General features: G+C 66.9%; 22 protein-coding genes. 16 read left to right on the top strand and 6 right to left on the bottom strand.

Annotated features, from left to right (window positions below):
• Positions 1-18: 18 nt before the first annotated feature.
• A complete protein-coding gene (locus tag NA10_RS09805) occupies positions 19-1,257 on the top strand; it encodes an acyl-CoA dehydrogenase family protein (protein ID WP_067566326.1) in 1,239 nt (412 codons plus the stop codon).
• A gap of 43 nt (positions 1,258-1,300) precedes the next feature.
• Here the strand turns inward: NA10_RS09805 and NA10_RS09800 are convergent, their stop codons facing one another.
• Positions 1,301-1,543: a hypothetical protein gene (locus NA10_RS09800; protein ID WP_157556307.1), complete on the bottom strand. Its 243-nt coding sequence runs from the start codon at positions 1,541-1,543 to the stop codon at positions 1,301-1,303.
• Here NA10_RS09800 and NA10_RS09795 point away from each other — a divergent pair.
• The 5 genes from NA10_RS09795 (at position 1,532) to NA10_RS09775 (ending at position 6,557) form a co-directional block, all read left to right on the top strand.
• Positions 1,532-1,951: a Rossmann-fold NAD(P)-binding domain-containing protein gene (locus NA10_RS09795; protein WP_067566320.1), complete on the top strand. Its 420-nt coding sequence runs from the start codon at positions 1,532-1,534 to the stop codon at positions 1,949-1,951. The genes NA10_RS09800 and NA10_RS09795 overlap by 12 nt on opposite strands.
• A gap of 51 nt (positions 1,952-2,002) precedes the next feature.
• Positions 2,003-2,575 (top strand): dihydrofolate reductase family protein, encoded by a 573-nt coding sequence (locus NA10_RS09790; RefSeq protein ID WP_067566317.1) that lies wholly within the window; start codon positions 2,003-2,005, stop codon positions 2,573-2,575.
• 203 nt (positions 2,576-2,778) lie between these two features.
• A complete protein-coding gene (locus NA10_RS09785) occupies positions 2,779-2,973 on the top strand; it encodes a hypothetical protein (RefSeq protein ID WP_067566314.1) in 195 nt (64 codons plus the stop codon).
• A 66-nt stretch (positions 2,974-3,039) separates the two neighbouring features.
• Positions 3,040-4,545 (top strand): AIM24 family protein, encoded by a 1,506-nt coding sequence (locus NA10_RS09780; RefSeq protein ID WP_067566312.1) that lies wholly within the window; start codon positions 3,040-3,042, stop codon positions 4,543-4,545.
• A 29-nt stretch (positions 4,546-4,574) separates the two neighbouring features.
• The gene (locus NA10_RS09775; RefSeq protein ID WP_067566309.1) at positions 4,575-6,557 is read left to right on the top strand and encodes a molybdopterin-containing oxidoreductase family protein; all 1,983 of its coding nucleotides are present in this window, start codon (positions 4,575-4,577) and stop codon (positions 6,555-6,557) included.
• On the opposite strand, the gene NA10_RS09770 is transcribed toward NA10_RS09775, so the two are convergent.
• Positions 6,554-7,009, bottom strand: a complete 456-nt coding sequence (locus tag NA10_RS09770; RefSeq protein WP_169812560.1) for a T6SS immunity protein Tdi1 domain-containing protein — start codon at positions 7,007-7,009, stop codon at positions 6,554-6,556. The genes NA10_RS09775 and NA10_RS09770 overlap by 4 nt on opposite strands.
• Before the next feature lie 16 nt (positions 7,010-7,025).
• Complete coding sequence (locus NA10_RS09765; protein ID WP_245677118.1) at positions 7,026-8,255, bottom strand: MFS transporter; 1,230 nt, start codon at positions 8,253-8,255, stop codon at positions 7,026-7,028.
• A 125-nt stretch (positions 8,256-8,380) separates the two neighbouring features.
• Between NA10_RS09765 and NA10_RS09760 the strand changes: the two genes are divergently transcribed.
• From NA10_RS09760 to NA10_RS09715, 10 genes are all read left to right on the top strand, one after another.
• Complete coding sequence (locus tag NA10_RS09760; protein WP_067566303.1) at positions 8,381-9,343, top strand: LysR family transcriptional regulator; 963 nt, start codon at positions 8,381-8,383, stop codon at positions 9,341-9,343.
• Between the two features lie 161 nt (positions 9,344-9,504).
• Positions 9,505-10,161: a LuxR C-terminal-related transcriptional regulator gene (locus NA10_RS09755; RefSeq protein WP_169812559.1), complete on the top strand. Its 657-nt coding sequence runs from the start codon at positions 9,505-9,507 to the stop codon at positions 10,159-10,161.
• Positions 10,162-10,351: 190 nt separating this feature from the next.
• The gene (locus tag NA10_RS09750) at positions 10,352-11,698 is read left to right on the top strand and encodes an FAD-binding oxidoreductase (protein WP_067566297.1); all 1,347 of its coding nucleotides are present in this window, start codon (positions 10,352-10,354) and stop codon (positions 11,696-11,698) included.
• 5 nt (positions 11,699-11,703) lie between these two features.
• Positions 11,704-13,056, top strand: a complete 1,353-nt coding sequence (locus tag NA10_RS09745) for a cytochrome P450 (RefSeq protein WP_169812558.1) — start codon at positions 11,704-11,706, stop codon at positions 13,054-13,056.
• A 282-nt stretch (positions 13,057-13,338) separates the two neighbouring features.
• On the top strand, positions 13,339-14,169 hold the full coding sequence (locus NA10_RS09740) for an SDR family NAD(P)-dependent oxidoreductase (RefSeq protein WP_067566291.1): 831 nt from the start codon (positions 13,339-13,341) through the stop codon (positions 14,167-14,169).
• 356 nt (positions 14,170-14,525) lie between these two features.
• Positions 14,526-16,184 (top strand): acyl-CoA synthetase, encoded by a 1,659-nt coding sequence (locus NA10_RS09735; RefSeq protein WP_067566287.1) that lies wholly within the window; start codon positions 14,526-14,528, stop codon positions 16,182-16,184.
• Between the two features lie 165 nt (positions 16,185-16,349).
• Positions 16,350-18,011 (top strand): acyl-CoA synthetase, encoded by a 1,662-nt coding sequence (locus tag NA10_RS09730; RefSeq protein WP_067566283.1) that lies wholly within the window; start codon positions 16,350-16,352, stop codon positions 18,009-18,011.
• A gap of 65 nt (positions 18,012-18,076) precedes the next feature.
• Positions 18,077-18,652 (top strand): hypothetical protein, encoded by a 576-nt coding sequence (locus tag NA10_RS09725; RefSeq protein WP_084514467.1) that lies wholly within the window; start codon positions 18,077-18,079, stop codon positions 18,650-18,652.
• 34 nt (positions 18,653-18,686) lie between these two features.
• A complete protein-coding gene (locus NA10_RS09720; RefSeq protein ID WP_084514466.1) occupies positions 18,687-20,171 on the top strand; it encodes a PepSY-associated TM helix domain-containing protein in 1,485 nt (494 codons plus the stop codon).
• A gap of 135 nt (positions 20,172-20,306) precedes the next feature.
• On the top strand, positions 20,307-21,002 hold the full coding sequence (locus NA10_RS09715; protein ID WP_067566540.1) for a DUF8020 domain-containing protein: 696 nt from the start codon (positions 20,307-20,309) through the stop codon (positions 21,000-21,002).
• Between the two features lie 34 nt (positions 21,003-21,036).
• On the opposite strand, the gene NA10_RS35415 is transcribed toward NA10_RS09715, so the two are convergent.
• The 3 genes from NA10_RS35415 to NA10_RS09705 all read right to left on the bottom strand — a co-directional run bounded on the left by NA10_RS35415 (position 21,037) and on the right by NA10_RS09705 (position 23,437).
• Positions 21,037-21,198: a cupin domain-containing protein gene (locus NA10_RS35415; RefSeq protein ID WP_307188384.1), complete on the bottom strand. Its 162-nt coding sequence runs from the start codon at positions 21,196-21,198 to the stop codon at positions 21,037-21,039.
• Between the two features lie 271 nt (positions 21,199-21,469).
• Complete coding sequence (locus tag NA10_RS09710; RefSeq protein ID WP_067566280.1) at positions 21,470-21,700, bottom strand: hypothetical protein; 231 nt, start codon at positions 21,698-21,700, stop codon at positions 21,470-21,472.
• Positions 21,701-21,712: 12 nt separating this feature from the next.
• Positions 21,713-23,437 carry a sodium:solute symporter family protein gene (locus NA10_RS09705; protein WP_067566277.1) on the bottom strand — a complete coding sequence of 575 codons (1,725 nt, stop codon included), beginning with the start codon at positions 23,435-23,437 and terminating at the stop codon, positions 21,713-21,715.
• Positions 23,438-23,527: the final 90 nt, after the last annotated feature.

The following is a 23,527-nucleotide window of genomic DNA, read 5'->3' as shown; positions in this document are numbered from 1 at the left end:
TCAACGGAGAGACCACTCATGATCAATCTCGAACTCCCCAAGAAGCTGCGGGCCAGCGCCAACCAGGCTCATCAGGTTGCCGCGGAGATCTTCCGCCCCGCTTCGCGCAAGTACGATCTCGCCGAGCACGAGTACCCGGTCGAGCTCGACACCATGGCCGCCATGATCGAGGGCCTGTCCGACTCGGGCACGCAGGACGTCTCCGGTGCGACCGGTGGCCGCAAGGCCAAGGGCGGCGAGGCCGAGCCGGATGTGCACGCGGCCGAGTTGCTCGGAAACACCAACGGCGGCAATATGTCCGCGCTGATGAACGCCCTGGAGACCTGCTGGGGCGATGCCGGTCTGATGCTGTCCATCCCCTACCAGGGTCTGGGCAATGCCGCGATCGCCGCGGTCGCCACCGATGAGCAGCTGGAGCGTTTCGGCAAGGTGTGGGCCGCCATGGCCATCACCGAGCCATCCTTCGGTTCGGACTCCGCGGCGGTCTCCACCACCGCCACCCTCGACGGTGACGAGTGGGTGCTCAACGGCACCAAGATCTTCGTGACCGCCGGTTCGCGCGCCACCCACATCGTGGTGTGGGCGACGGTGGACAAGTCGCTGGGCCGCGCGGCCATCAAGTCGTTCGTGGTGCCGCGCGATGCCAAGGGCCTGACCGTATCTCGCCTCGAGCACAAACTGGGCATCAAGGCCTCCGACACCGCGGAGATCCGTTTCGAGGATTGCCGCATCCCGAAGGACAATATCCTCGGTTCGCCGGAAGTGAACGTGGAGAAGGGTTTCGCGGGCGTCATGCAGACGTTCGACAACACCCGTCCCCTGGTCGCCGCCATGGCCGTCGGCGTCGGTCGCGCCGCCCTCGAAGAGCTCCGCAAGGTCCTGTCCGAGGCCGGTATCGAGATCGACTACGACAAGCCCGCCAACAACCAGTCCGCCGCCGCCGCCGAATTCCTGCGCATGGAAGCGGATTTCGAATCCGCCTACCTGCTCTCGCTCCGCGCGGCCTGGATGGCCGACAACAAGAAGCCCAACTCCCTCGAGGCCTCCATGTCCAAGGCCAAAGCCGGCCGCATGGGCACCGACGTCACCCTCAAGGCCGTCGAACTCGCCGGCGCGACGGGCTACTCCCAGCGCACCCTCCTGGAGAAGTGGGGCCGCGACTCGAAGATCCTCGACATCTTCGAAGGCACCCAGCAGATTCAGCAGCTCATCGTCGCCCGCCGCATCCTGAACCTGGGCAGCGACAAGCTGAAGTAGCCTCTGGCACAACGAAAAACCGGTGTGACTTCCCCTCCAGGAGTCACACCGGTTTTCGTTCGCGGGGTGGTCGGAACTGGCCTGCGAGCAAGCCGGCGAACAGGACCAGGAAGCCACGTATTTCGCCGATGATGAGGGAGATCATCGAGATTTCGGTGCCGAGTTCGGCGGTCTGGCTGTGGAATTGGTTGGCGGTGTCCCGCAGGAGGCCGTGGACGATATAGGCGGTTATGGCGGCCAGCGGCAAGGTGGTGAAGGAGTAGAGGACAGCGGCATGCTCGGCCACGACTGGCAGGACGAATACGACGCGCTGCGCCGCGGCTTGCCGTTCCACCCGCACACGCTCGGCGAGTATCTGACGCTTTTCGCCGGTCGCACCGGAATCCCGGTATTCGCCGTGGCTTTCGGGCAATCGGCCCCGGCGGTCTGGACCGCGATCACCGGCGCGCTCGGGCTGGCCACCCCCGTCGCCCGCGGCGCTCACGCGCACGCGGAACCCGCCGACCTGCCCCCGCTCGACGGCGAGGTGGTGTGGGCCGACGACGAACGGCTCGCGGTCCGCACCGCCGATGGGCTCTACACCTTCCATCACGGCCCCACCGGTATGGCGGCCATGTTCCATCACCTGTTCGGGCCGAATACCGATGGCGCGGAACCCGCTTGGCAGCGGTGGCTCGGCGACATGATCGCCTGAACTTCGACAAACACCCAATAGCGACAAACACCCAATAGCAAGGAGATTCACATGCGCACCCTGATCAGCACCGCTTTCATCTCGCTCGACGGCGTGGTGGAGGGTCCGGGCGGTGAGCCCGGCTACCGCAACTCCGGCTGGACCTTCAAGAATATCGAGTTCGACCCCGCCGCCTTCGAGATCAAGGGCCGTGAACAGCAGGAATCGACGGCAATGCTGTTGGGCCGCAACAGCTATCAGGCCTTCAGCACGGTCTGGCCGGATATGGCCGATTTCGCCGACTACAAGGTGATGCCCAAGTACGTCGTCTCCACCACCCTCACCGAGAGCGATCTGGTCGACAACTGGGGTGAGACCACCATCCTGCGCTCCCTCGACGATGTCGCCGCGCTGAAGCACACCGAGGGCGGCCCGATCATCGTGCACGGCAGCGCCTCCCTGAACCAGAGCCTCTCCGACGCCGGCCTCATCGACCGCTACCACCTGCTGGTCTTCCCCCTGCTGCTCGGCGCGGGCAAGCGCCTGTTCAGCACCACCGACAAGGACACCCAAAAGCTGAAGCTGGTGGAGTCCGAATCCTATTCGAACGGCTTGCAGAAGAACGTCTTCGATGTCATCCACTGAGCCGGAACGGTGACAGCGCGCCCGCGCTCGCGCCGCTCGATCCTCGACAAGCGAGAGGCGACAGAAGGGTGAATGTAGCTGGGAGTTGCCGTCGTCGGCCTCCCGCGCGAGTCTGATGAGACGGTCACGCAGACCGCGGCCGGAGCCGAGGTCGACGGCGACCTGGTCCGCGAGGTGTTCGGCACGCCAGGACAGCCTCGGCGGTGGGTGCGGTGCCGGCCTGGATCGGATTGATACACGCGAGCGAGGTCGGCTGGGCGGCCGCGCCGCAGGTCTCGCTCGGCTACCTGTTCTTCGGCGCGGTGTGCGCGGCCTGCTCATTCCTGCCCGGTACCGCACCGCCGCCGGAGACAGACATGCCGGAGCCCGCCGACACGATCGAGGCGCAATCCACGTAGCGCGAAGGACCGGGCACGGGGCACACTCGGTGGCGTGAAGCTGAGCTCAGTTGGGGGAGGGCCGTCGTGAGCACACTCGCCCGAGGAGAGAATCGCCCCGCGCCCGGGGAACGATTGACGGTGACGGTCACGAGTTCGGCCGCACTCGATGTGTCGGCGCTGCTGCTGGGCGCGGACGGCCGGGTGCGGTCCGATGCGGACTTCGTCTTCTTCAATCAGCCTGCGGGGCCCGGGGTTACGTACCGGCACGGGCGCGGCGGCGGCGATATGGTCGATGTGCAGACCGGCGCGCTGCCCGCGAATGTGGACAAGGTGGTGGTCACTGCCAGCCTGGACGGCAGCGGACCCGCCACCTTCGCCGGGGTGGGGACGCTGACCGCGACCATTGCCGCCGATTCAGGGACCTTGACCTTTCCCCTGTCCGGGCTCAGCACCGAGACCGCCGTGGTGTGCGTGGAGATCTACCGGCGCGGTGGCGCGTGGAAGGTGCGCGCGGTCGGGCAGGGCTATGACAACGGGCTGGCCGGTATCGCCGAGACCTTCGGCGTGAATATCGACGACGAGCCCGCGCCCGGTCCCGCCGCCGTCGCGACGCCACCCGGACAGTACCCCGCCGCCCCGCCGCCCGCGCCGAGCGGACCGCCACCGGGCCGGTACCAGCCGCCGGGCCAATATGCCCTGCCGCCCGGGCAATTCGCGCCGCCGAGCCAGCCGGGCCAGTACAGCCCGCCTCCCCCGCCGGGTTCGTATCCGCCGCCCGCACCGCAACCCCAGTCACCCGGACCGGCTTACTCCGCGCCGGTCACACCCGCGTTTTCGCAAGGAGCCCAGCCCATGCAGAGTGAACTCTTCGATCCCCGCCATGCCGAGGTCAACGGCATCGGCATTCAGAAGCAGGGCGGCAAGATGATCAAGGTCGCCGTCAATGGGGAGGTGCTGGCGCGGGCCGGATCGATGGTCGCCTACCAGGGTGATCTGCAATTCAAAGCACTCGGCTCCGGCGGGATCGGGCGCGCGATCCAGCAGCGGCTGACCGGTGAGGGCGTCCCGCTCATGAAGGTCACCGGGCGCGGGGATCTGTTCCTGGCCAATGGCGCGGCCGATGTGCATACCGTCGATCTGGACGGCACCGACGGTCTCACCATCAATGGCGCGAATGTGCTGGCCTTCGATCCGACGCTGACCTACAACATCAAGATGGTGCAGGGCGCGGCCGGTTTCGCCAGCAATGCCGGACTCTTCAACTGTGTCTTCACCGGTCGCGGCCGGATCGCCATCACCACGCACGGCTCCCCCGTGGTGCTCAATGTCGACCAGCCCACCTACGCCGACCCGCAGGCCGCCGTGGCCTGGTCCTCCAGCCTGCAGACCGGTATCAAACGCAATGACTCCTTCGGCTTCTCCCGTCTCATCGGCCGCAGCACCGGTGAGGGGATGACGCTGTCCTTCTCCGGTCGCGGTTTCGTCATCGTGCAGCCCTCCGAACTCCCGCCCGGCGGGCTCATCGGCGGTACCGGCGGCGGCCAGGAGGCCGGGCAATCCGGTGGCCTGCTCGGCGGTATCCTCGGCTGATTCACCGGCCCCCGCCTAGGATCGGGGAAATGAAGGTGCTCGGGGCTTGCCCGCTGGATTGTCCGGATGCTTGCTCGTGGGTGGTCGACGTCGAGGATGGCGTCGCGGTGGGGTTGCGCGGGAACAAGGCGCATCCCATCACTCGGGGCGCGCTGTGCGTGAAGGTGAACCGGTACCTGGAACAGGTGGCGTCGCCGGAGCGGATCACCCATCCGATGCGGCGGATCGGCGCCAAGGGCGAGGGTCGCTTCGAGCGCATCACCTGGGACGAGGCGCTCGCGGAGATCTCCGAGCGCCTGACCGGGATTATCGACGAGTATGGCGCGGAGGCGATCTGGCCGTTCCACGGGACCGGAAGTCTCGGGTATATCCAAGGGCTGGAAGGGTTTTCGGGGCGCAGGTTCTTCAATGCGCTGGGCGCCTCACTGCACGATCCGACGATCTGCTCGGTCGCGGGATCCCTCGGGGTGAAGTACACGCTCGGCACCTCGGGTGGGATGGATCCGGAGGATTTCGTCAAATCGGAGCTGATCCTGCTGTGGGGCACCAATCCGCTCAGCTCCGGGCATCACGGGTGGAAGTTCATTCAGGACAGTGGCGCGTACACGGTCGCCATCGATCCGGTGCGATCGCGGACGGCCGAGCGCTGCGATGAACACCTCGCACCGCTGCCGGGAACCGATGCGGCGCTGGCGCTGGGACTCATGCATGTGATCGTGTCGCTGGGCGCGCAGGATGACGAGTTCATCGCCTCCAATACCGTGGGCTGGCCGGAATTCCGCACGCGCATAGCCGAATTCACGCCGGACCGGGTCGCGGAGATCACCGGATTGCCGGTGGATCGCATTGTGGCGCTGGGTGAGCGCATCGCCCGCACCCGGCCGACCGCCATTCGCGCCTCGCAGGGGATGCAGCGGCATGCGGGCGGCGGAATGGCACTGCGGGCACTGGCCTGTCTGCCGGGCGTCACCGGTGATTGGGCGATTCCCGGTGGCGGACTGCACTATTCGACGAGCGGGCATTTCGATCTGAACGATGCCGAACTGGCGCGCTACGACCTGCTGCCGCATCCGGTGCGCACGCTGTCGATGACCCGGCTCGGCGAGGGGTTGCTGGAGGTGGATGAGCCGCCGGTCAAGGCGCTGTTCGTCATCGCCGCCAACCCGGTCGGCTCGAATCCGGAGCAGGGTAGGGTGATTCGGGGGCTGGCGCGCGAGGATCTGTTCACCGTTGTGCTGGAACACTTTCCGACCGATACCGTCGATTACGCCGATATCGTGCTGCCCGCCACCATGCAGCCCGAACATCTCGATGTCCTGGCCGCGTACGGGAATCTCTACCTGGTGTGGAATGAACCGGCGACGACCGCCCCGGGCGAATGTCTGCCCACCACCGAGACTTTCCGGCGGCTGGCCCGGACCATGGGGCTCACCGAACCCGCGCTCTACGACTCCGATGAGGATCTGGCCGCGCAACTGTTGAAGGGGCACGATATCGAGCGGCTGCGCACCGAGGGCTTCCTCAAGGTGGCGGCGCGGCCGGTGCCCACCGATAAGCTGCGATTCGTCTCGGACCGGGCCGAAATGGCGGGCCACGACCCGCTTCCGGCGTACATCCCGCCCGCCGATCCCGGCGACGGATTGGTGCTGATCTCGGCGGCCTCGCACTACTTCCTGAACACCATATTCGGCAACAACATCGAATTGCGCCGCCGCGCGGGCGATCCCACGGTGGTCCTGCATCCCGAGGATGCCGCCGCGCGCGGGATCGCCCACGGTGATCCGATCACCGTGGGCAATGACCGCGGCGCGTTCGAGGCCGTCGCCGAGATCTCCGACCGCGTCCGCACCGGCGTGGCCGCCACCACCAAGGGCCGCTGGGCCAAACTCTCGGGTGGATCGACCGTGAATGCCACCATCGCCGAACGGGATTCGGACTTCGGCGGTGGCGCGGTCTTCCACGACAACCGGGTGCGGATCACACTCCGCGGCGCGGCCCTGCGACTCGGCTAGGAGACCTGGATATCGACCCGCGCGCCCGGCGGAATCCGGCGCACCTGGTCGTGAATCTGGCCGAGAATATCGAGGCTCATCGACATCTCGGTGACCTCGACATTCTCGACCTCGAGTTCACCGCCGAGCACCAGCGGATGCGCGAAGTCGTAGATCTCGTCCGCACCGGGGACCAGACCGCTCTCCTCCAGTGCGTGAGCGAGTTCGGCGATGAGGTACTTCTCCTGTCCCGCAGCGGTATTCAGCTCCGCCTCGAGCTGATCCAGACTGTCCCATTCCCGCGTAAGCTCGCCCTCGATGGTGTCCAGCCACCACACGCCGTCCTGCGCGCCGAAGAAGACGTCGCCGAAGACCGAGGTGAACAAGGGTGTCTTGCCGTCCAGGCCGATCCACGCCCATGAGCTCAAAGCGTCGTTGAATTGCTCGGGTGTGAACCATTTGATTAGTTCCACACGGGCACAATACATCTCACGCCCGCACCGGTGCTCGTGTGCGCTCGCCGCCGGAAGACTGGGGCGCCTTGGGCAGCAGCAGCGGGGTGAACAGCAGCAGCACCCCCGAGAGCGTGATGGCGGCGAGCGGGGTGGTGAGGGTGGCGAGCACACCCCAGATCACCATCAGCAGCGCGTGCAGGAGTTTGCTCGCCGCACCCCAGGTGCTGAGCACGCGGGCGGCGTGTTCCGCCGAAATCCGTTGCAGGCGTTCGGTCGCGGAGATCGGATTGAAGATCCCCATGCAGGTGATCAGCAAGCCCTCGACCACGATCACGGTGAGCAGTCCGGCGACACCGGGTCCGACGAACGCGAGACCGAGCGGGAAGAGCGAGCGCGACCAGCCGAAGACCAGCATGACCCGGTGCTGCCCGAAACGGTTCACCAGGGGAGCCGACAGCCGCGCGCCCACGAAGCCGCCGAGTGCCGGGATACCGAAGGCGATCCCGTATTGCCAAGCGGGATAGTGGTATTGACCCAGAAGTAAGACGGCCAGCAGCGGGCCGGTGGCCATGATCAGCCCGCCCACCAGGATCGAATTGAGGAACAGGCGCAGCAGTGTGCGATCACCGCGGATGGCCCGCCAGCCGGTGAGCAGACCGGCCGGGCGCGGTGCGGTGTCCGAGCGGGGTGCCGCGATATCGCCGCCGCGAATGCGCAGCACACCGAACGCCGACAGCAGGTAGCTGACCGCATCGGCCAGCACCGTGACAACCGGACCGAGCAGTCCGATGAGCGCACCACCGAGCGGCGGACCCGCCGCGGTCGCCACCCAGGCGGTCCCCTCGAATCGTCCGTTCGCCGCCAAGAGCTGTTCGCGCGGAACGAGATACTTCAGGTATGCGCCGGACGCTGCGGCGAAGGCGATATTCGCGGTCCCGGCGACGACCGAGACGAGCAGCAACTGGCCGTAGGACAGCAGACCGAGAACGTAGGCGATCGGGATGCTCACCATCGCGGCGAAGCGGATCAGATCCATGGCGATCATCACCGGTCGTTTGGCTCGATGCTCGACCCACGGCCCGAGTCCGAACGCCACGAGCGCGGCCACCGCGAGCCCCGCCGCCTCCAGCAGCGATACCGCGAAGGTCGGCGAGTGCAGTACGCGCACCGCGAGCAACGGGAAGGCGCCGAAGGCTACCCACGTCCCGTAGGTACTGACCGCGTAGGCCGACCACAGCCAGCCGAAATTGCGCCCCAATTGCACTCGCGCACTCCCTTGCGACAACAGATGTTCGGGTCCGGCAATCACAACAGTCGCGCTGCCAGGAGATCAAACAACCGTCCTTCGGCGAGCCACAACCATCGGTTGAGCACCCCTAGGGTGAAGCGATGGATACCGAAGCCGTTCGATCGTTCGTCCGCGCCGCCGAACTGGGACAGTTGCAGCACGCGGCCGATGAGCTCGGCGTGACCCAGCAGGCGGTATCGAAGCGGATCGCCGCCCTCGAACGCGCGCTCGACATCCGATTGTTCACCCGCACCGCGCGGGGGGTCGCATTGACCCTCGACGGCCAGGTGTTCCTGCCGCACGCGCGCACCATCGTCACCGGTGTCGATCGCGCCATCACCGCGATCAGGCCCGGGTCGCGGGCGCTGCGTATCGATGTGCTGGGGCTGCGCTCGGCGCAGGCCGTTGTGCTGCACGAGTATTGGCGGGCGCATCCCGAACTCGATCTCGATGTGGTGACGCTGCGGGCCGACGATCCGCGCGAGGCGGCGGCCGCGGTCCGGGCGGGGGATGTCGATGCCTCGTTCCGGTCGGTGGTCGATCCGGGCGCGCTGCCACCGGAGGTACGCATGATCCACGCCTTCGACTCACCGCTGGAACTGCTTGTCGGACCGCGCCATCCACTCGCCGCCGCGCGCACGCTGACCCCGGCCCGGCTGCGCGGACATCGCATCTGGGTGCCGGGTATCGCGCCGCGCAGCGAATGGGCGGACTTCTACGATCAGCTCGTGACGGAGTTCGACCTCCGGATCGACGCCGCGGGACCGAATTTCGGCAATGAGGTGCTGCTGGATATTCTCGCGGACTCCGCCGACGTGGCCACCCTGGTGGGTGCGCGCGACCGGTACCTGTGGCCGGCCAATCATGATCTGCGCCGCATACCGATTACGAATCCGGCACTGGCATACCCGCTTTCGATCATCGCGGCCAGTGTGAATCCGCATCCGAGACTGCGGGCGGTCATCGACCATTTCGGCAGTCTGACGCCTGTCGCGGAGCCGGTGTGGCGACCGTCCTGGGCGGCGACTCCGCGCGGCGACGTGACGGGTCCCACCCGGCAGTGACCCGATGGCCGCGGCCCTTCTCATGGTCGGCGATCCAGTGGCGGCCGAATCGCACCGAATCCGGTGGCGCTGCGCACGGGCCGGAATGTGTCGGTGGGCGGTGTCATGCTGGACGGGAGTGTCCAGGGTCGCGGAAGAAGGGCTGGCGCATGATGATTCGCGTGCTCTTGTGTGAGCGGGAACCACTGGTCCGGGTGGGGTTGCGGGCGGTGGTGGGGGCAGAGGCGGGTATGGCGGTGGTCGGGGAGTTCAGCGATGGGCCCACGGCCGCCTGCGCGATGGCCGAGTTGGAGCCGAATGTGATTGTGGCCGATACCTCGGCGCTCACGGGGGCGGCCGGATGTGCCTCGGGTGAGTTGGTGGAGGCATCGCTGGCGGCCGGGGTTCCGGTGCTGGTGCTGGCGAATCGGGGCTGTCTGGATGGTGCGGCGGCCGCGTTGCGCGCCGGTGCGCGCGGGTTTCTGCTGAAGGAGGATCCGCCCGCGCAGATCGCCTACGGGATACGGGAAGTCGCGGCCGGGAACGCCTTGCTGTCGCCGACTGTGACCGCGCGATTGCTCGCCCACCTCATGCCCGCCGAGCGGCCGGAGACGGTGCGATCGGGGGTGGATCTGCGGTCGGTGCTCACCGCGCGCGAGGTGCAGGTGCTGAGTCTGCTGGCGGGTGGGATGACGGTCGGCGGGATTGCCGAACGCCTGGTGGTGGCGGAGGTGACGGTGCGATCGCATATTCACCATATGCTGCGGAAGTTGGACCTGGATCGGGCTTTTCAGGCCGTGGCGCTGGCGCATGCGAGCGGGCTGCTCAACAGTCGTTGAGGGCGAAGTTCCACTATTGACCGACGATATTCGCGGGCTTCGTCGATAGCGTGGAAAGTCAAGGGAGCGTGCGGGATTCACAGCGCTCGGACGGCACGCACGAGGGGTCGACATGGCGGAGCAAGGGTACGGCGCGGGGCCGGCTTCCCGGTCCGAGACGGGTCGGCGGCGCAGCGGCGATGAGCGGCGCATGGCGGATCATCAACGGGCCGTGGCGGAATTGGCGGGGCGGTATGCCGCGCTGCCCGCCGAGCAGCCGGTGCGCCTGGCCAAACGCGGCTCGAATCTGTATCGACCGCGGCGGCGGCACCGGGGCGCGAGCCTCGAGGTACGCGGACTCGACGGGGTATTGAGCGTCGATCCGGTGGCCCGCACCGCCGAGGTGCAGGGCATGGCCACCTACGAGACCATTACCGACGCCACACTGGCGCACGGCATGCTGCCGTCGGTGGTACTGGACTGCAAGACCATCACCCTCGGCGGCGGGGTGGCGGGCACCGGGGCGGAGTCCTCCTCGTTCCGGGCCGGACTGCCGCACGACAGCATTCTCGAGATGGATGTGCTCACCGGTGATGGGCGGGTGGTGACCGCCACCCGGGACAATGAGCATGCCGATCTGTTCCACGGTATGGCGCACTCCTACGGTTCGCTCGGCTACGCGGTGCGGTTGCGGGTGCGGCTGGAACCGGCGAAACCCTTTGTGCGGCTGCGGCATGTGCGGCTGAACTCGGCCCGGGAGTGGGTCTCCGCGCTACGGCGGGTCGATGCCGAGCGGCAGTTCGAGGGGCAGCCGGTCGATTTCGTGGACGGGGTCTACTTCGATTCCGGCGCACTGTATCTGGTGCTCGCGACCTTCACCGACGCACCGCCGTACGTTTCCGACTACACGCGCGGTGCGGTGTACTACCGCTCCATTCGCACGCGCTCGGAGGATTACCTGTCCACCCGGGATTACCTGTGGCGCTGGGATACCGACCTGTACTGGACCTCGAAACTGTTCGGCCTGGAGAATCCGGTGCTGCGCCGGGTGTGGCCGCGCCGGTATCGCACCGCCGCGGTGCAGCGGCGGCTACAGATGTGGTTCCGCGCCGGCGGGGTCACCGATCGGGTGCGCGCGGCGCTGGGGCGGCCGGTGGAATGGGTGCTCCAGGATGCGGATCTGCCGGTCTCGACGGTGCCGGAGTTCCTGGAGTTCTTCCGGCGCGAGGTCGGTATCAGTCCGGTCTGGTTGTGTCCCATGCGATTACGCGAACCCGCGCTGCTCTATCCCATCGAACCACGACAGCTGTATGTGAGCGTGGGCTTCTGGTGGCCGGTGCCGCTGCGACGCTGGCAGGCCGCCGATCATCACAACCGGCTGATCGAGCGCAAGATCACCGAACTGGGCGGGCATAAGCCGCTGTACTCCACCGCGCACTACACCGAGGCGGAGTTCTGGGCGCTGTACGGCGGTGACGCCTATCGAAAGTTGAAGGCCGCCTATGACTCCGGTGGTCGACTACCCGATCTTTACGATAAATGCGTGCGGGGGCGGTGAGCGCCATGACCAGACCCGAAATCGCACCCGGTCCACGGCTGCCCATCGGCATCCGCCGCTATCGCGCCGATGCCGCGGGCATTATGCGCGGCCTGCACCGTGACTACGGCGATATCGCCCGCTTCCGGGTGGGGCCGCAGCTCATGCACCAGATCACCGGTCCGGCACTGATTCCGCAGGTGCTGCACGACAAGACGGGAGCGTATCGGCGCGGCAAGGTCTACGGCGGCTTCGAACTCTTCTTCGGTAAGGGATCGCTGACCACCGACGGTGAGCAATGGCGCACGCTGCGCACCGCGGGCCAGCCGTTCTTCCGCGCGGGTTATCTGCGCCCCCACGTACCGACCATCGCCGCGGTGGTGCGGGATATGTTCCAGCGCTGGGAAGACGCTGGAGCACAGGGGGAATCGGTCGATATCGTGCCGGAGATGATGCGGCTGGCCTTCGAGGTGGTCACCCGGGTGCTGTGCGGTATCGATATGAGCGATCGCGCGACGGAGGTGGTGCCGACCATTCGCGATGTGCTCGCCGCCATGTTCCCCGGCAGTCCGGAACAGCTGCTACCCGCCTGGCTACCCGGTCCGGTGCGGCGGCGGGTCCGCGCCACCCAGGCCGTCCTCGACGGGGTGGGCAGCTCGCTGATCACGGCGCATCTGGAGGGCGGGCTACCCCCGGATCGCCTGGTGGGCGCGCTCTTCGACGCCATCGATCCGGCGACGGGAGCCCCGCTGACCCGGCGGCAGATCATCGACGAGCTGAAGACCTATCTGCTCGCGGGCCACGAGACCACCGGCTGCGGTCTGTCCTGGACCCTGCACGAACTGGCCGCACACCCGGAGGTGGCCGAGCGCCTGGCCGCCGACGTGGACGAGGTGCTCGACGGCCGCACGCCCGAAGCGGCGGATCTCGCTCGCCTGCCCTATCTTTCGCAGGTGGTCGACGAGGCCCTGCGCCTGCACCCGCCCATCCCGATGTTCCCGCGCGAGACCACCCGCGAAATCGAGATCGGCGGCTACCGAATCCCGGCTGCCACCACCCTTTTCATCAGTTCGCACACCGTCCACCACGACCCCCGGCACTGGCCGGATCCGGACACCTTCGATCCCGACCGCTTCGCCCCGAACCACCCGAAACCCCTCCCCTACACCTACTTCCCCTTCGGCGGCGGCGCCCGCCGATGCATAGGAGCCCCCCTGGCCGAACTGGAAATCCAGGTGGCGGTAGCCATGATCCTCCAGCGCTACCGCCTCACACCCCACCCCGCCCACCCCATCCGCGAACAATCCCTCATCTCCCTGCGCCCCCGCTTCGGACTCCCCATGATCATCACCAGGCGCCAGACCCGAGTGGATCGATAAACACGCCGACAAAGACTTCGAACTCGTTGCGGAGGTCACCGGTCAGCCGGTAGAGCGGCTCCGCTTCGATACGCCCTGACCATACCGAGCCCGGCGGCGACGGTCCTCCGGCGAGAGCGTCTCACCGCGCGGCAATGGCCGGGGGTCACGCGAGGGATTGCCCAGTGCGCCTGTCACGCATCCATATTCCACCTTCCGGGCCATACCGGGCCGGGTAGGCGCCGGGCATTATTTGTACCGGGAAACCGGGCGACCGCCCGGGACAGCGAAGAAGGATCGATCATGAGTGCAGAGCACACCCCCCGCCGCTGGCTGATCACCGGAGCCAACAGCGGTTTCGGTGCCGCCTTCACCGAGGCGGTGCTGGCCGCGGGCGATGAGGTGATCGCCGCGGTGCGGCGCCCGGAATCCATGGCGGAGGTCGTTGCCGCGCACCCGGATCGGGTGCAGGTGGTGCCCCTGGACGTGCGGGACGCGGCCGCCGCCGAACGCGTGGTGAAGGAGGCCGGGCGCATCGACGTACTGGTCAACAATGCCGGATACGGCATTGTCGGGGCGATCGAGGAGACCACCGAACAGGATTTGCGCGAGGCCATGGAGGTCATGTTCCACGGCCCGCTACGCCTGACCCGACTGGTGCTGCCGCAGCTGCGCGAACGGCGCAGCGGTGCGATCGTGCAGGTCAGCAGTATGGGCGGCTTCTTGTCCTTCGCGGGCGTCGGCATCTACAGCGCCGCCAAGGGTGCGCTGGAATTGGCCAGTGAGGCGCTCGCCGCCGAGGTCGCACCGCTGGGCATCCAGGTGCTGATCGTCGAACCCGGCGCCTTCCGCACCGGTTTCGCCAAACCCGCCGCGCTGGCCATCAGCGGTGAGATCGCGGACTATGCCGAGACGGTCGGCGCGATCCGCGAGGGTCTGCCCTCCTCGGATCAGCAGCAGGAGGGCGATCCGGCCAAGGCGGCGGCCGCGGTCATAGCCACCGTGGGCCAGGCGAATCCGCCGCTGCGCCTGGCGCTCGGCCCGGATGCGGTGCAGGCGATTCGCGGCAAGATCGCGGCGGTCGCCGCCGACCTCGACGCGACCGCGCACCTGGGGCTCACCACCGGTCTGTGACATGGCGACGGCCCGCCGGAATACTCCGGCGGGCCGTCATCTCCTACAGCTGGCGCGCGCCTCGAATCAGGCGGCGCTGCCGCTCGCCTGGGACATGATCGTGGCGAAAATGTTGGCGATAACTTCGAGCAGTTCCATCGGGGACCTCATCAAGCTGGAAAGTGGGACACCGCAGCCTTGTCGATTCCCGTGTACGGCGGGTGTCCGGAAGGTGAAGAGCCCGGTGCGTTCTGCACACATGCGGCAAATGACCGATGTGACCGAATTTGTGTAACGCCCATCACAGGCCGCTGTTACCGTGACGCTACCCGCCGCGCGCGAGGGGGCGGGCCACACACTCTCTCGGAGGTGGTCGTATGGCCTCGGTCCTGAATTCGGCGCAGCAGCGGATCACCCACGGCGTCGAGGCGCTCCAGGGCTTGAAAACCTTGCGGGACAAGGGAATCACCGATCCACGCAAACCGGTGGAGACGCTCCGGACCATGCGCGAATCACAGGTCTTCGGCCCGCCCGCCACCGCCCTGCGCCATGCCGCGCGGGTCTGGCCGGACAATCCCGGCATCGCCGATGAGCGCGGCGAACTGACCTATCGGGAATTGGACGAGCAATCGAACGCGGTGGCCCGCGGACTCCAGCGCCTGGGCGTCACCCCCGGCACGGTGATCGGCCTGCTCGCGCGTGATCATCGCGGCCTGATCCTGGCCATGGTCGCGGCGGGCAAACTCGGCGCCCGCGTCGCGCTGATGAACACCGGCTTCGCAAAACCGCAGTTCGCGCAGGTCTGCGAGCGCGAGAACGTGAAGGTGGTACTGCACGACAGCGAATTCCTCGGCCTGCTCGACGCGCTGCCCGCCGCGCTGCCCCGGGTGCTCACCTGGGTCGACGGCGACGCCGAAATACCCTCGGACGCGGTCACTCTCGACACCTTGATCGCGGCCAACGCCAAGGCCCCGCTGCCCAGCCCCAAGAAGCCGGGCGGGGTCGTCATCCTCACCAGCGGCACCACCGGTCTGCCCAAGGGCGCACCGCGCGACAAGACCTCGCCACTGGCCACCGTCCAGATGGTCGATCGCATCGACTTCCCGGCCCAGGGCACCATGGTCATCGTCTCGCCGATCTTCCACAGCACGGGACTGGCCACCTGGCTGGTGGGCACGGGCCTGGGCAACAAGGTGGTAATGGCGCGCCGCTTCGACGCCGAGCGCACGCTGCGATTGATCGCCGAGCACCGCGCCGACATGCTGGTCGCGGTGCCCACCATGCTGCATCGAATGGTGGAGCTGGACAAGGGAATTCGCGACAGGTACGACATCTCGGCCCTGCGCGGCATTGTGGTCGCGGGCTCCGCGCTCTCGCCCGAGCTGTCGATCCGCGCCGCCGAGGCCTTCGGCCCGGTGCTCTACAACCTGTACGGCTCCACCGAATGCGCCATCGCGACCGTGGCGCGGCCGGAGGATCTGGCCATCGCGCCCGGCACCGCGGGCCGCTCCCCCACCACCTGCGAGGTGGTGCTCTTCGATGAGGCCGGCAGGCGCGTGCGGGCCAAGAATGTCACCGGCCGCATCTTCATCCGCTCCGGCGCGCCGTTCAAGGGCTATACCGACGGACGGCACAAGCAGATCATCGACGGCTATATGTCCAGCGGCGATGTCGGCCACTTCGATGATCGCGGACTGCTTTTCGTGGACGGTCGCGATGACGACATGATCGTCTCCGGCGGTGAGAACGTCTTCCCGCAGGAGGTGGAGAACCTGCTGCTGGAACGCCCGGATGTCTTCGACGCGGCGGTGGTCGGCGTGGACGATGTCGAATTCGGCAAGCGGCTGCGGGCTTTCATCGTCCCCGAGCCCGGGCAGCGGCCCGAGCCCGAGGAGATCAAGGCGTATATCAAGGGCAATCTCGCACGCTACAAGGTTCCCCGGGATGTTTTCTTCCTCGGCGAACTGCCCCGCAATGCCACCGGGAAACTGCTGCGCCGGGTACTGGTCGAATACGAGGAGCCCGCCCACCCCTGATGTCATCCGCGCCACGACCTGGGCGGTTTATACGCTACCGGCGGTATCAGAGACCTCAGCCACATCCGGCCCACGGGTGCTTGCTAGGGTTAGCAGTGCACTGGATCTCGAGGTTGCGGTCCGACAGCCGACTCGTCCGGCGGGGGATCGCGGAAGGTTGTACCCATGTCACTAGCCCTTCCGTCGGCAGGCACGGTTCTTCGTAAAGCGGGTGATGCGGCGCTCAGCGTCAATGCCATGGTGCGCGGAGGTTTGTTCAATCCACTGCGCCCGGATCAGGCGGTGCGGTCGGCGGTCAATGTGCTCAAGTTCGGGCCCTTCGCGGGCGCGGTCGTGCACGCCGCCAATACCAATCCCAAATCGGCGGCGATCGTCGACGAGCGCGGTGAGCTGACCTTCGAGCAGCTGGACAAGCAGTCCTCCGCCTTCGCACGCGGACTCTCGGCGCAGGGCTTGAATCCCGGTGACGTGATCGGCGTCCTCGCCCGCGATCACCGCGGCATGGTGCTCACTCTGGTCGCGGCGGGCAAGCTCGGCGTGCGCGCGGTGCTGATGAACACCGGTTTCGCCAAACCGCAGTTCGCGGATGTGGCCGCGCGCGAGAAGGTCAAGGCGGTGCTGCACGACAGCGAGTTCTTCGACCTCATGAGCGCCATTCCCGAGGACATCCCGCGCATCCTGACCTGGGTGGACGAGAAGGACAATGCCGATCCGTCCATCCCGACCATCGATTCGATCGCGGCCGGGCAGTCCACCGCGCCGCTGGCCCCGCCCGACAAGCCGGGCGGCATGGTCATTCTGACCAGCGGCACCACCGGCACCCCGAAGGGCGCGCCCCGCGATAAGGTCAGCCCCTTCATCACCGCGCAGTTCCTGGATCGAATTCCCATGCCGCGCAACAGCACCGTGGTGATGGCCGCGCCGATCTTCCATGCCACCGGGCTCTCGCAGTTCACCATCTCCATCGCCCTGGGCAATCGAGTCGTCTTCCAGCAGCGGCGATTCGATCCCGAGACCACCCTGGCGAATATCCAGAAGTATCGGGCGCAGGGCCTGACCGTGGTGCCGACCATGTTGCAGCGCATCCTGGATCTGCCGCCCGAGACCCTCGCCAAGTACCAGCCCTCGGAGACCCTGCGCGTACTCTTCGCCGCCGGATCGGCCATCCCGCCGGACGTGGTCACCCGCACCCTGGACTACTTCGGCGATTCGCTCTACAACGTGTACGGCTCCACCGAATGCGCGGTCATGACCGTGGCCACCCCGGCCGAACTGCGCAAGGCCCCGACCACCGCGGGCAAGGCGCCGGTCGGTATCCGCATCGCGCTGTACGACGAGAACCGCAAGCGCATCTCCGCGCCGAATGTGACCGGCACGATCTTCATCGAGAACGGGCACTCGTTCAAGCAGTACACCGACGGTCGCACCAAGGAGTATGTGGACGGGCTCATGTCCAGCGGCGATGTCGGGCACTTCGACACCGACGGTCTGCTCTTCATCGACGGGCGCGATGACGACATGATCGTCTCCGGCGGCGAGAACGTCTTCCCGCAGGAGGTGGAGAACCTGCTCTCCAACCGCCCCGATGTGCTCGAGGCGGCCGTGGTCGGCGTCGAGGATCGCGATTTCGGAAAGCGGCTGCGCGCCATTGTGGTTCCGGGTCCGGACTCCAAGCGCGATGTGCAGGAGCTCAAGGATTATGTGAAGGAGAACCTGGCGCGCTACAAGGTGCCGCGCGAGGTGATCTTCCTCGATGAACTCCCCCGCAATGCCACCGGCAAGCTCTTGCGCAAGCCGCTCATCGAAATGAGTGTTCCCGCCGAGTAATTCCGGATGGTAGCGAGTATGCCGGGGCGGCGAATCGGCCCCGCATTCTCAGCTATTATCAGCGCGTGAGTTTCGAGTCCGGCCGGTCCACGGCGCATATCCGCGGTGATGCCGCGATATTGCGTGGTGGCTCGGCCGGTTCGCTTTCCGGAGCGCTGGCGGTCGCCGCGCACGGCTGGATCTCCGGGGCAGCGCCTTTGGAATCCAGTGCGCTGACGCTGCTGATCGCCGCCTCGGCGGCGGTGGGTGCGCTGGTCGCCGGTATCGGCGCGCTGCGCACCACCTGGCTCGGACTCGTGGTCGCGCTGATCGGCGGGCAGTTGCTCGGCCACTTCAGCATGATGTGGGGGTCGCCCGGGAGTAGCGGGCACCATCATCACCACGCGTCCCCATGGAGTCCGGCCATGCTGGCCGCGCACGTCTCCGCCGCCTGTGTGGCCGCGGTGATGATCCTCGGGGCCGAGGCCGCGTATCGGGTTGCCAGCACGGTGCTGGCCTGGGCGCTGCCGGTATCGATCTCCCTGCCGGTCCTTTCCGGACCGCCGCAGTTGCCGATCGCCCATCGCGATCGGGTCGTGCTGCGCGTGCTCGCGGCCGACGCCTTCCGGACCCGTGGTCCACCGGCTTTCGTTCGAGTCTGAATTCTTCTCTCCTCGAACATCAGAAAGTCCGCTCGTGACAATCACAGAGAGCGGTGCCGCCGATGCGGCACCGCCTATTTCGCCTGCCCTGAATTCGGAATCTCCCCCGCCGGGGAGATCGACAAAACGCAGTGCCAGCAATGCTTTTCAGGCGTTGCTGCTGCGACTGCATTTCTATGCCGGTGTATTCGTCGCACCGTTCATTCTCATTGCCGCGGTGACCGGTGCGCTCTACGCGATGTCACCCACGCTGGAGTCGGTGACCGATCGCGGTCTGCTGCACACCGATTCGACCGGACCGGCCAAAACGCTGTCCGAACAGATCGCCGCGGGCACCGCGGTGCGCCCGGACCTGCCGCTGATCGCGGTCGCGCCCGCGCAGCACGCGGGTGACACCACCCGGATCATCTTCGGCGATCCCACGCTCGGTGCGTCCGAGCGACGGGCCGTGTTCATCGATCCGGTGACGGCGAAGCCGTTGGGCGACAGTGTCGTCTACGGCAGTTCGGGTGCGCTGCCCACGCGCACCTGGATCGATCAACTGCACCGGGATCTGCACCTGGGCGACGTCGGCCGCTACTACAGCGAGATCGCCGCGTCCTGGCTGTGGGTGATCGCGCTGGCCGGGCTGGTGCTGTGGTTCCGCCGGGTGCGGGCGCGCCGCGAGAAGCGGTCGGCGGGCTGGCTGCTGCGGCCCGATCGGTCCCGGCCGCGGGCGCGCACGCTGAATTGGCATGCGGTGGTGGGTATCTGGATTCTGCCGGTGCTGCTGCTGTTGTCGGCGACCGGTATGACCTGGTCCAAATACGCCGGTGAGAATGTCGCCAAGCTGCGCGAGGAGCTGAGCTGGACCACGCCCGCGGTCACCGCCACGCTGCCCGGATCCACCGGTCCGGCCATGCCCGCCGGTGGTGAGCACGACGGTCACGGCAGCGCCGCGCCGAGCACCGCACCGGCCGCGAACAAGGCCGCACTGGTCGACACCGTGTTCGCGGTGGCGCGCGCCAACGGGCTGGAGGGGCCGCTGGAGATCAGCGTTCCGGCCAAGGACGGCACCGCCTTCGTCGCCAAGGAGCTGCGCCGGCCCGGTGTGCTGACATTGGATTCGGTCGCGGTGAACGGCAGCACCGGGGTGGTCACCGATACCCTGCGCTACTCGGATTGGCCGCTGGCCGCCAAGCTGACCAACTGGGGCATCCAATTCCATATGGGGTTGATGTTCGGCCTGCTGAATCAGCTGCTGCTGCTCGCCATCATGATCGGACTGCTCACCGTGGTGGTGCGCGGTTACCTCATGTGGTGGCGGCGTCGCCCGACCAAGGCGGCGGGCAAGGTCGCGCTGGGCAGGGCGCCGCGTCGCGGGGCGATCCGGCAGACGCCCCTCATCGTGCTGGTGCCGTTCCTGGCGGCGGCCGCGGTCGCCGGTTGGTTCGCACCGATGATCGGCATTCCGCTGCTCGGATTCCTCATCCTGGATGTGCTGGTGGGCTTGGCATCCCGCCGTCGCGCTACCGTCTGATTCCCGAATACCGCTGAGCGGCACGGCCCCTGGGCCGCGCCGCCGGTAACCCATAGCTTGACGCGGATTCCGGCGTTCGGAATCGGCTTTATCGTGCGGAACCTGACCCGCACCGAGACAAGGATTTTCATCTCCATGAAGCTCAACAAGTTCGTCGTATCCCTCGTTCTGTCCGGCGCGCTCGGCGTCTGCGCGGGCACCGCGCACGCCGCGCCCGCCGAAGCCGACGCCATCAACTACACGGCGACGAACAGCGAGACCAACACCATCATTCGGACCGACGCGGGTTCGATGGTGGTCGAGGACGGGGTGTTCAAGGTGAAGGCGGCCAATGGCGTTACCGTCGCGGGCACCGAATTGTCCTTCCGGGTAGACGATTTCGTCTTCCCCATCGCGGCCGAGATCACCGATCACGTCGCCACCCTGACCCCCGAATTCGATCTCGCGCACGCGCGGTACCAGCCGGTCGCCCTGCCCTTCGAGGACAAGGCGCCGTGGAAGACCGAATACGACCGGGAGCAGGCGGCCTGGAGCCGGATGACCGCCACCATCTCACTGGGCGCCACCATCGGCACCCTGGCCGGCGGTATCGGCGGGGCGGCGCTGGGCTGCCTCATCGGCGGGGCCACCCTGGGCACCGTCACCGGTGTGCTCACCGCCATGTTCGGCGCGCTCGGCGGCGTCGCGGTCGGCTGCATCGTCGGTATGAGCGTGGTCGGGTTCCTCGGCACCGTCGCGGGTCAGATCTTCGTGACCGCGCCGGTCGCGATTCTCGCCGCGGCGCAGTACTTCACGACGATCAACCAGCCGTTCAACGCTCCGGCGAAGTAGCTTTTCCCGCAACGGTTTTCACCTTCGGCGGTGGTCACGCCCGGGCGGGGTGCACGTGCGCGCGCATCCCGCGCGGGCCGACCAGGATCAGCAGTTCGACCGGACCGCCGCCGGCGCTGCCCAGCCAATGCGGTTGGGCGGTGTCGAATTCGGCGGCCTCACCGGGCGGCAGCGTCAGACCCCGGTCACCGACCACCAGCCGCAGGTGACCGGGGGGTCATTCCGGCCCCCATCGCCACCACGCCGAGAACCAGTAGCAGACCCGCGAGCCCGCGATGCAATCCACGCATGACCGCAAGGTATCGCCTGATTTCTCAACGGCCATCACCCTGCGGCACCAGACAACCCGCACCAACGCGAAACAGAATCATTTCAATTCTCCTGCGGAGGTTGATCTTCGGCCGCTACTGTCCCGCCCCGAAGGGTTCGATGGAGAAGCTGGGGGGTACCGCGCCGACTGCGAGAACCTACTCTGTGTCGTCGTCCGCGCCGGTGAGCTGGGGGACGGGGCGGAGGCGGACCCAGGCGAAGAAGATGAGGCCGACGACCGTCATACCTATTCCGGCCCATAGGTTTACGTTGATGCCGCCGGTTTTGGCGCGTTGGAAGTCGGTGCTGTAGGCGAGGCTCACGACTATGAGGATTACGCCGTAGCAGGCGAGGAGCCCGCCGACGATGGTGCGGATGTCGAACAGCATTTGACGCCTTTCCTATCCGACGAAAATATTGAGGAGGATGACGATTACCAGGGCGATACCGGCGAGCAGGGCGGGGCGCTGGTACCAGGGGAGGGTGGCGGCGTCCGCGTCGGTGCGCATGGCCTTGGGGGTTTCGGAGTAGACCAGGCCGGCGAGCTCGGCGGCCGGTTTCGGTCGCGACACCTGGGTGACGATGACGCTGATGACGATGTCGACTACGAAGGCGATGCCCGCCGCCACGAAACTCGTTCCCTGGCCGGACAATTCGAATACATGCGTCTTGCTCAGAATGAAGACGAAGATGGCGGCCGCGGTACCGCAGACCAGGCCCACCCAGCCCGCGGCGGGCGTCATGCGCTTCCAGAACATGCCGAGGATGAAGGTTGCGAACAGCGGCGCGTTGAAGAAGCTGAACAGCGTCTGCAGGTAATCCATCATGTTGGAGAAGTTGCCCGCGATGAAGGCGGTGCCGACCGCGCCGAGCGTCGCGCCCACGGTGGCCAGGCGGCCCACCGAGAGGTAGTAGTGGTCGGGACGGTCCGGTTTGACGTACCGCTGCCACAGGTCATAGCTGAAAACCGTATTGAAGGCCGAGACATTCGCGGCCATACCGGCCATGAACGCCGCCAGCAGCCCGGCCAGCCCCACCCCGAGCAGACCGTTCGGCAGCACATCCTTCATCAGGTAGAGCAGCGCCTGGTTGTAGGTGACATCGCCCTTGTAATCCGGATTCGCGGCCACCTGGGATTTGAAGTCCGCGATCTGCGGCACCAGCACCGCGCTGATCATGCCCGGAATAACGACGATGAAGGGAATGAACATCTTCGGATACGCGCCGATGATCGGGGTGCGCTGCGCCGCAGAGATCGAATGCGTAGCCAGCGCGCGCTGCACCTCCACGAAATTGGTGGTCCAGTAGCCGAAGGAGAGCACGAAACCCAGGCCGAAGATTATGCCGATGACCGAGGCGATATTGCTGGTGAATCCGGTGAGTTCATTGCCCGGCCAGGCGTGCAGCTGCTCCGCCCCGCCCGGCCCCTCGATGATCTTGTCGCGCAGGCCATCCCAGCCGCCGACCTTGTGCAGGCCGACAATGGTGAGCGGCAGCAGCGCCGCCACGATGATGAAGAACTGCAACACCTCGTTGTAGATGGCCGCGGACAATCCGCCGAGGGTGATGTACGAGAGCACGATGGCCGCCGCCGCCAGCACCGATACCCAGAGCGGCCAGCCCAGCAGCACATTCACAATGCTGCCGAGCAGATACAGATTCACCCCGGCGATGAGCACCTGGGCGATGGCGAAGCTGAGCGCGTTCACCAGATGCGCGCCGGGACCGAAGCGCCGCAGCATGAACTCGGGCACGCTGCGCACCTTGGAGCCGTAGTAGAACGGCATCATGACTATGCCCAGGAAGAGCATGGCCGGGACCGCGCCGATCCAGAAGTAGTGCATGGTCGGCATGCCGTACTCCGCGCCGTTGGCGGACATACCCATGATCTCGACCGCGCCGAGATTGGCGGAGATGAAGGCCAGGCCGGTCACCCAGGCGGGCAGGGAGCGCCCGGAGAGGAAGAAGTCGATGCTCGACGAGACCCGCTGGCGTGCCAACCAGCCGATACCCAGTACGAACGCGAAATAGATTGCGACCATCGCATAGTCGATGGGATCGGCATCCAGTCGCAGCTGTGCCGAAGCCACCGCGGTGGCAGCGGGCAGGCTGGCGTCGAACGGCATACGGCTCTCCTGTCGAGAAGATCACGAGATGACGCGGGCACGACTGTAGCGCGCAATACTAGCGGGGTGTTCGCTGACGCCCGGGAGGCG

It is taken from the genome of Nocardia acidivorans NBRC 108247, assembly GCF_001625085.1.
Taxonomy (GTDB): Bacteria; Actinomycetota; Actinomycetes; order Mycobacteriales; family Mycobacteriaceae; genus Nocardia; species Nocardia acidivorans.
This window is presented reverse-complemented; position numbering and strand designations above follow the sequence as displayed.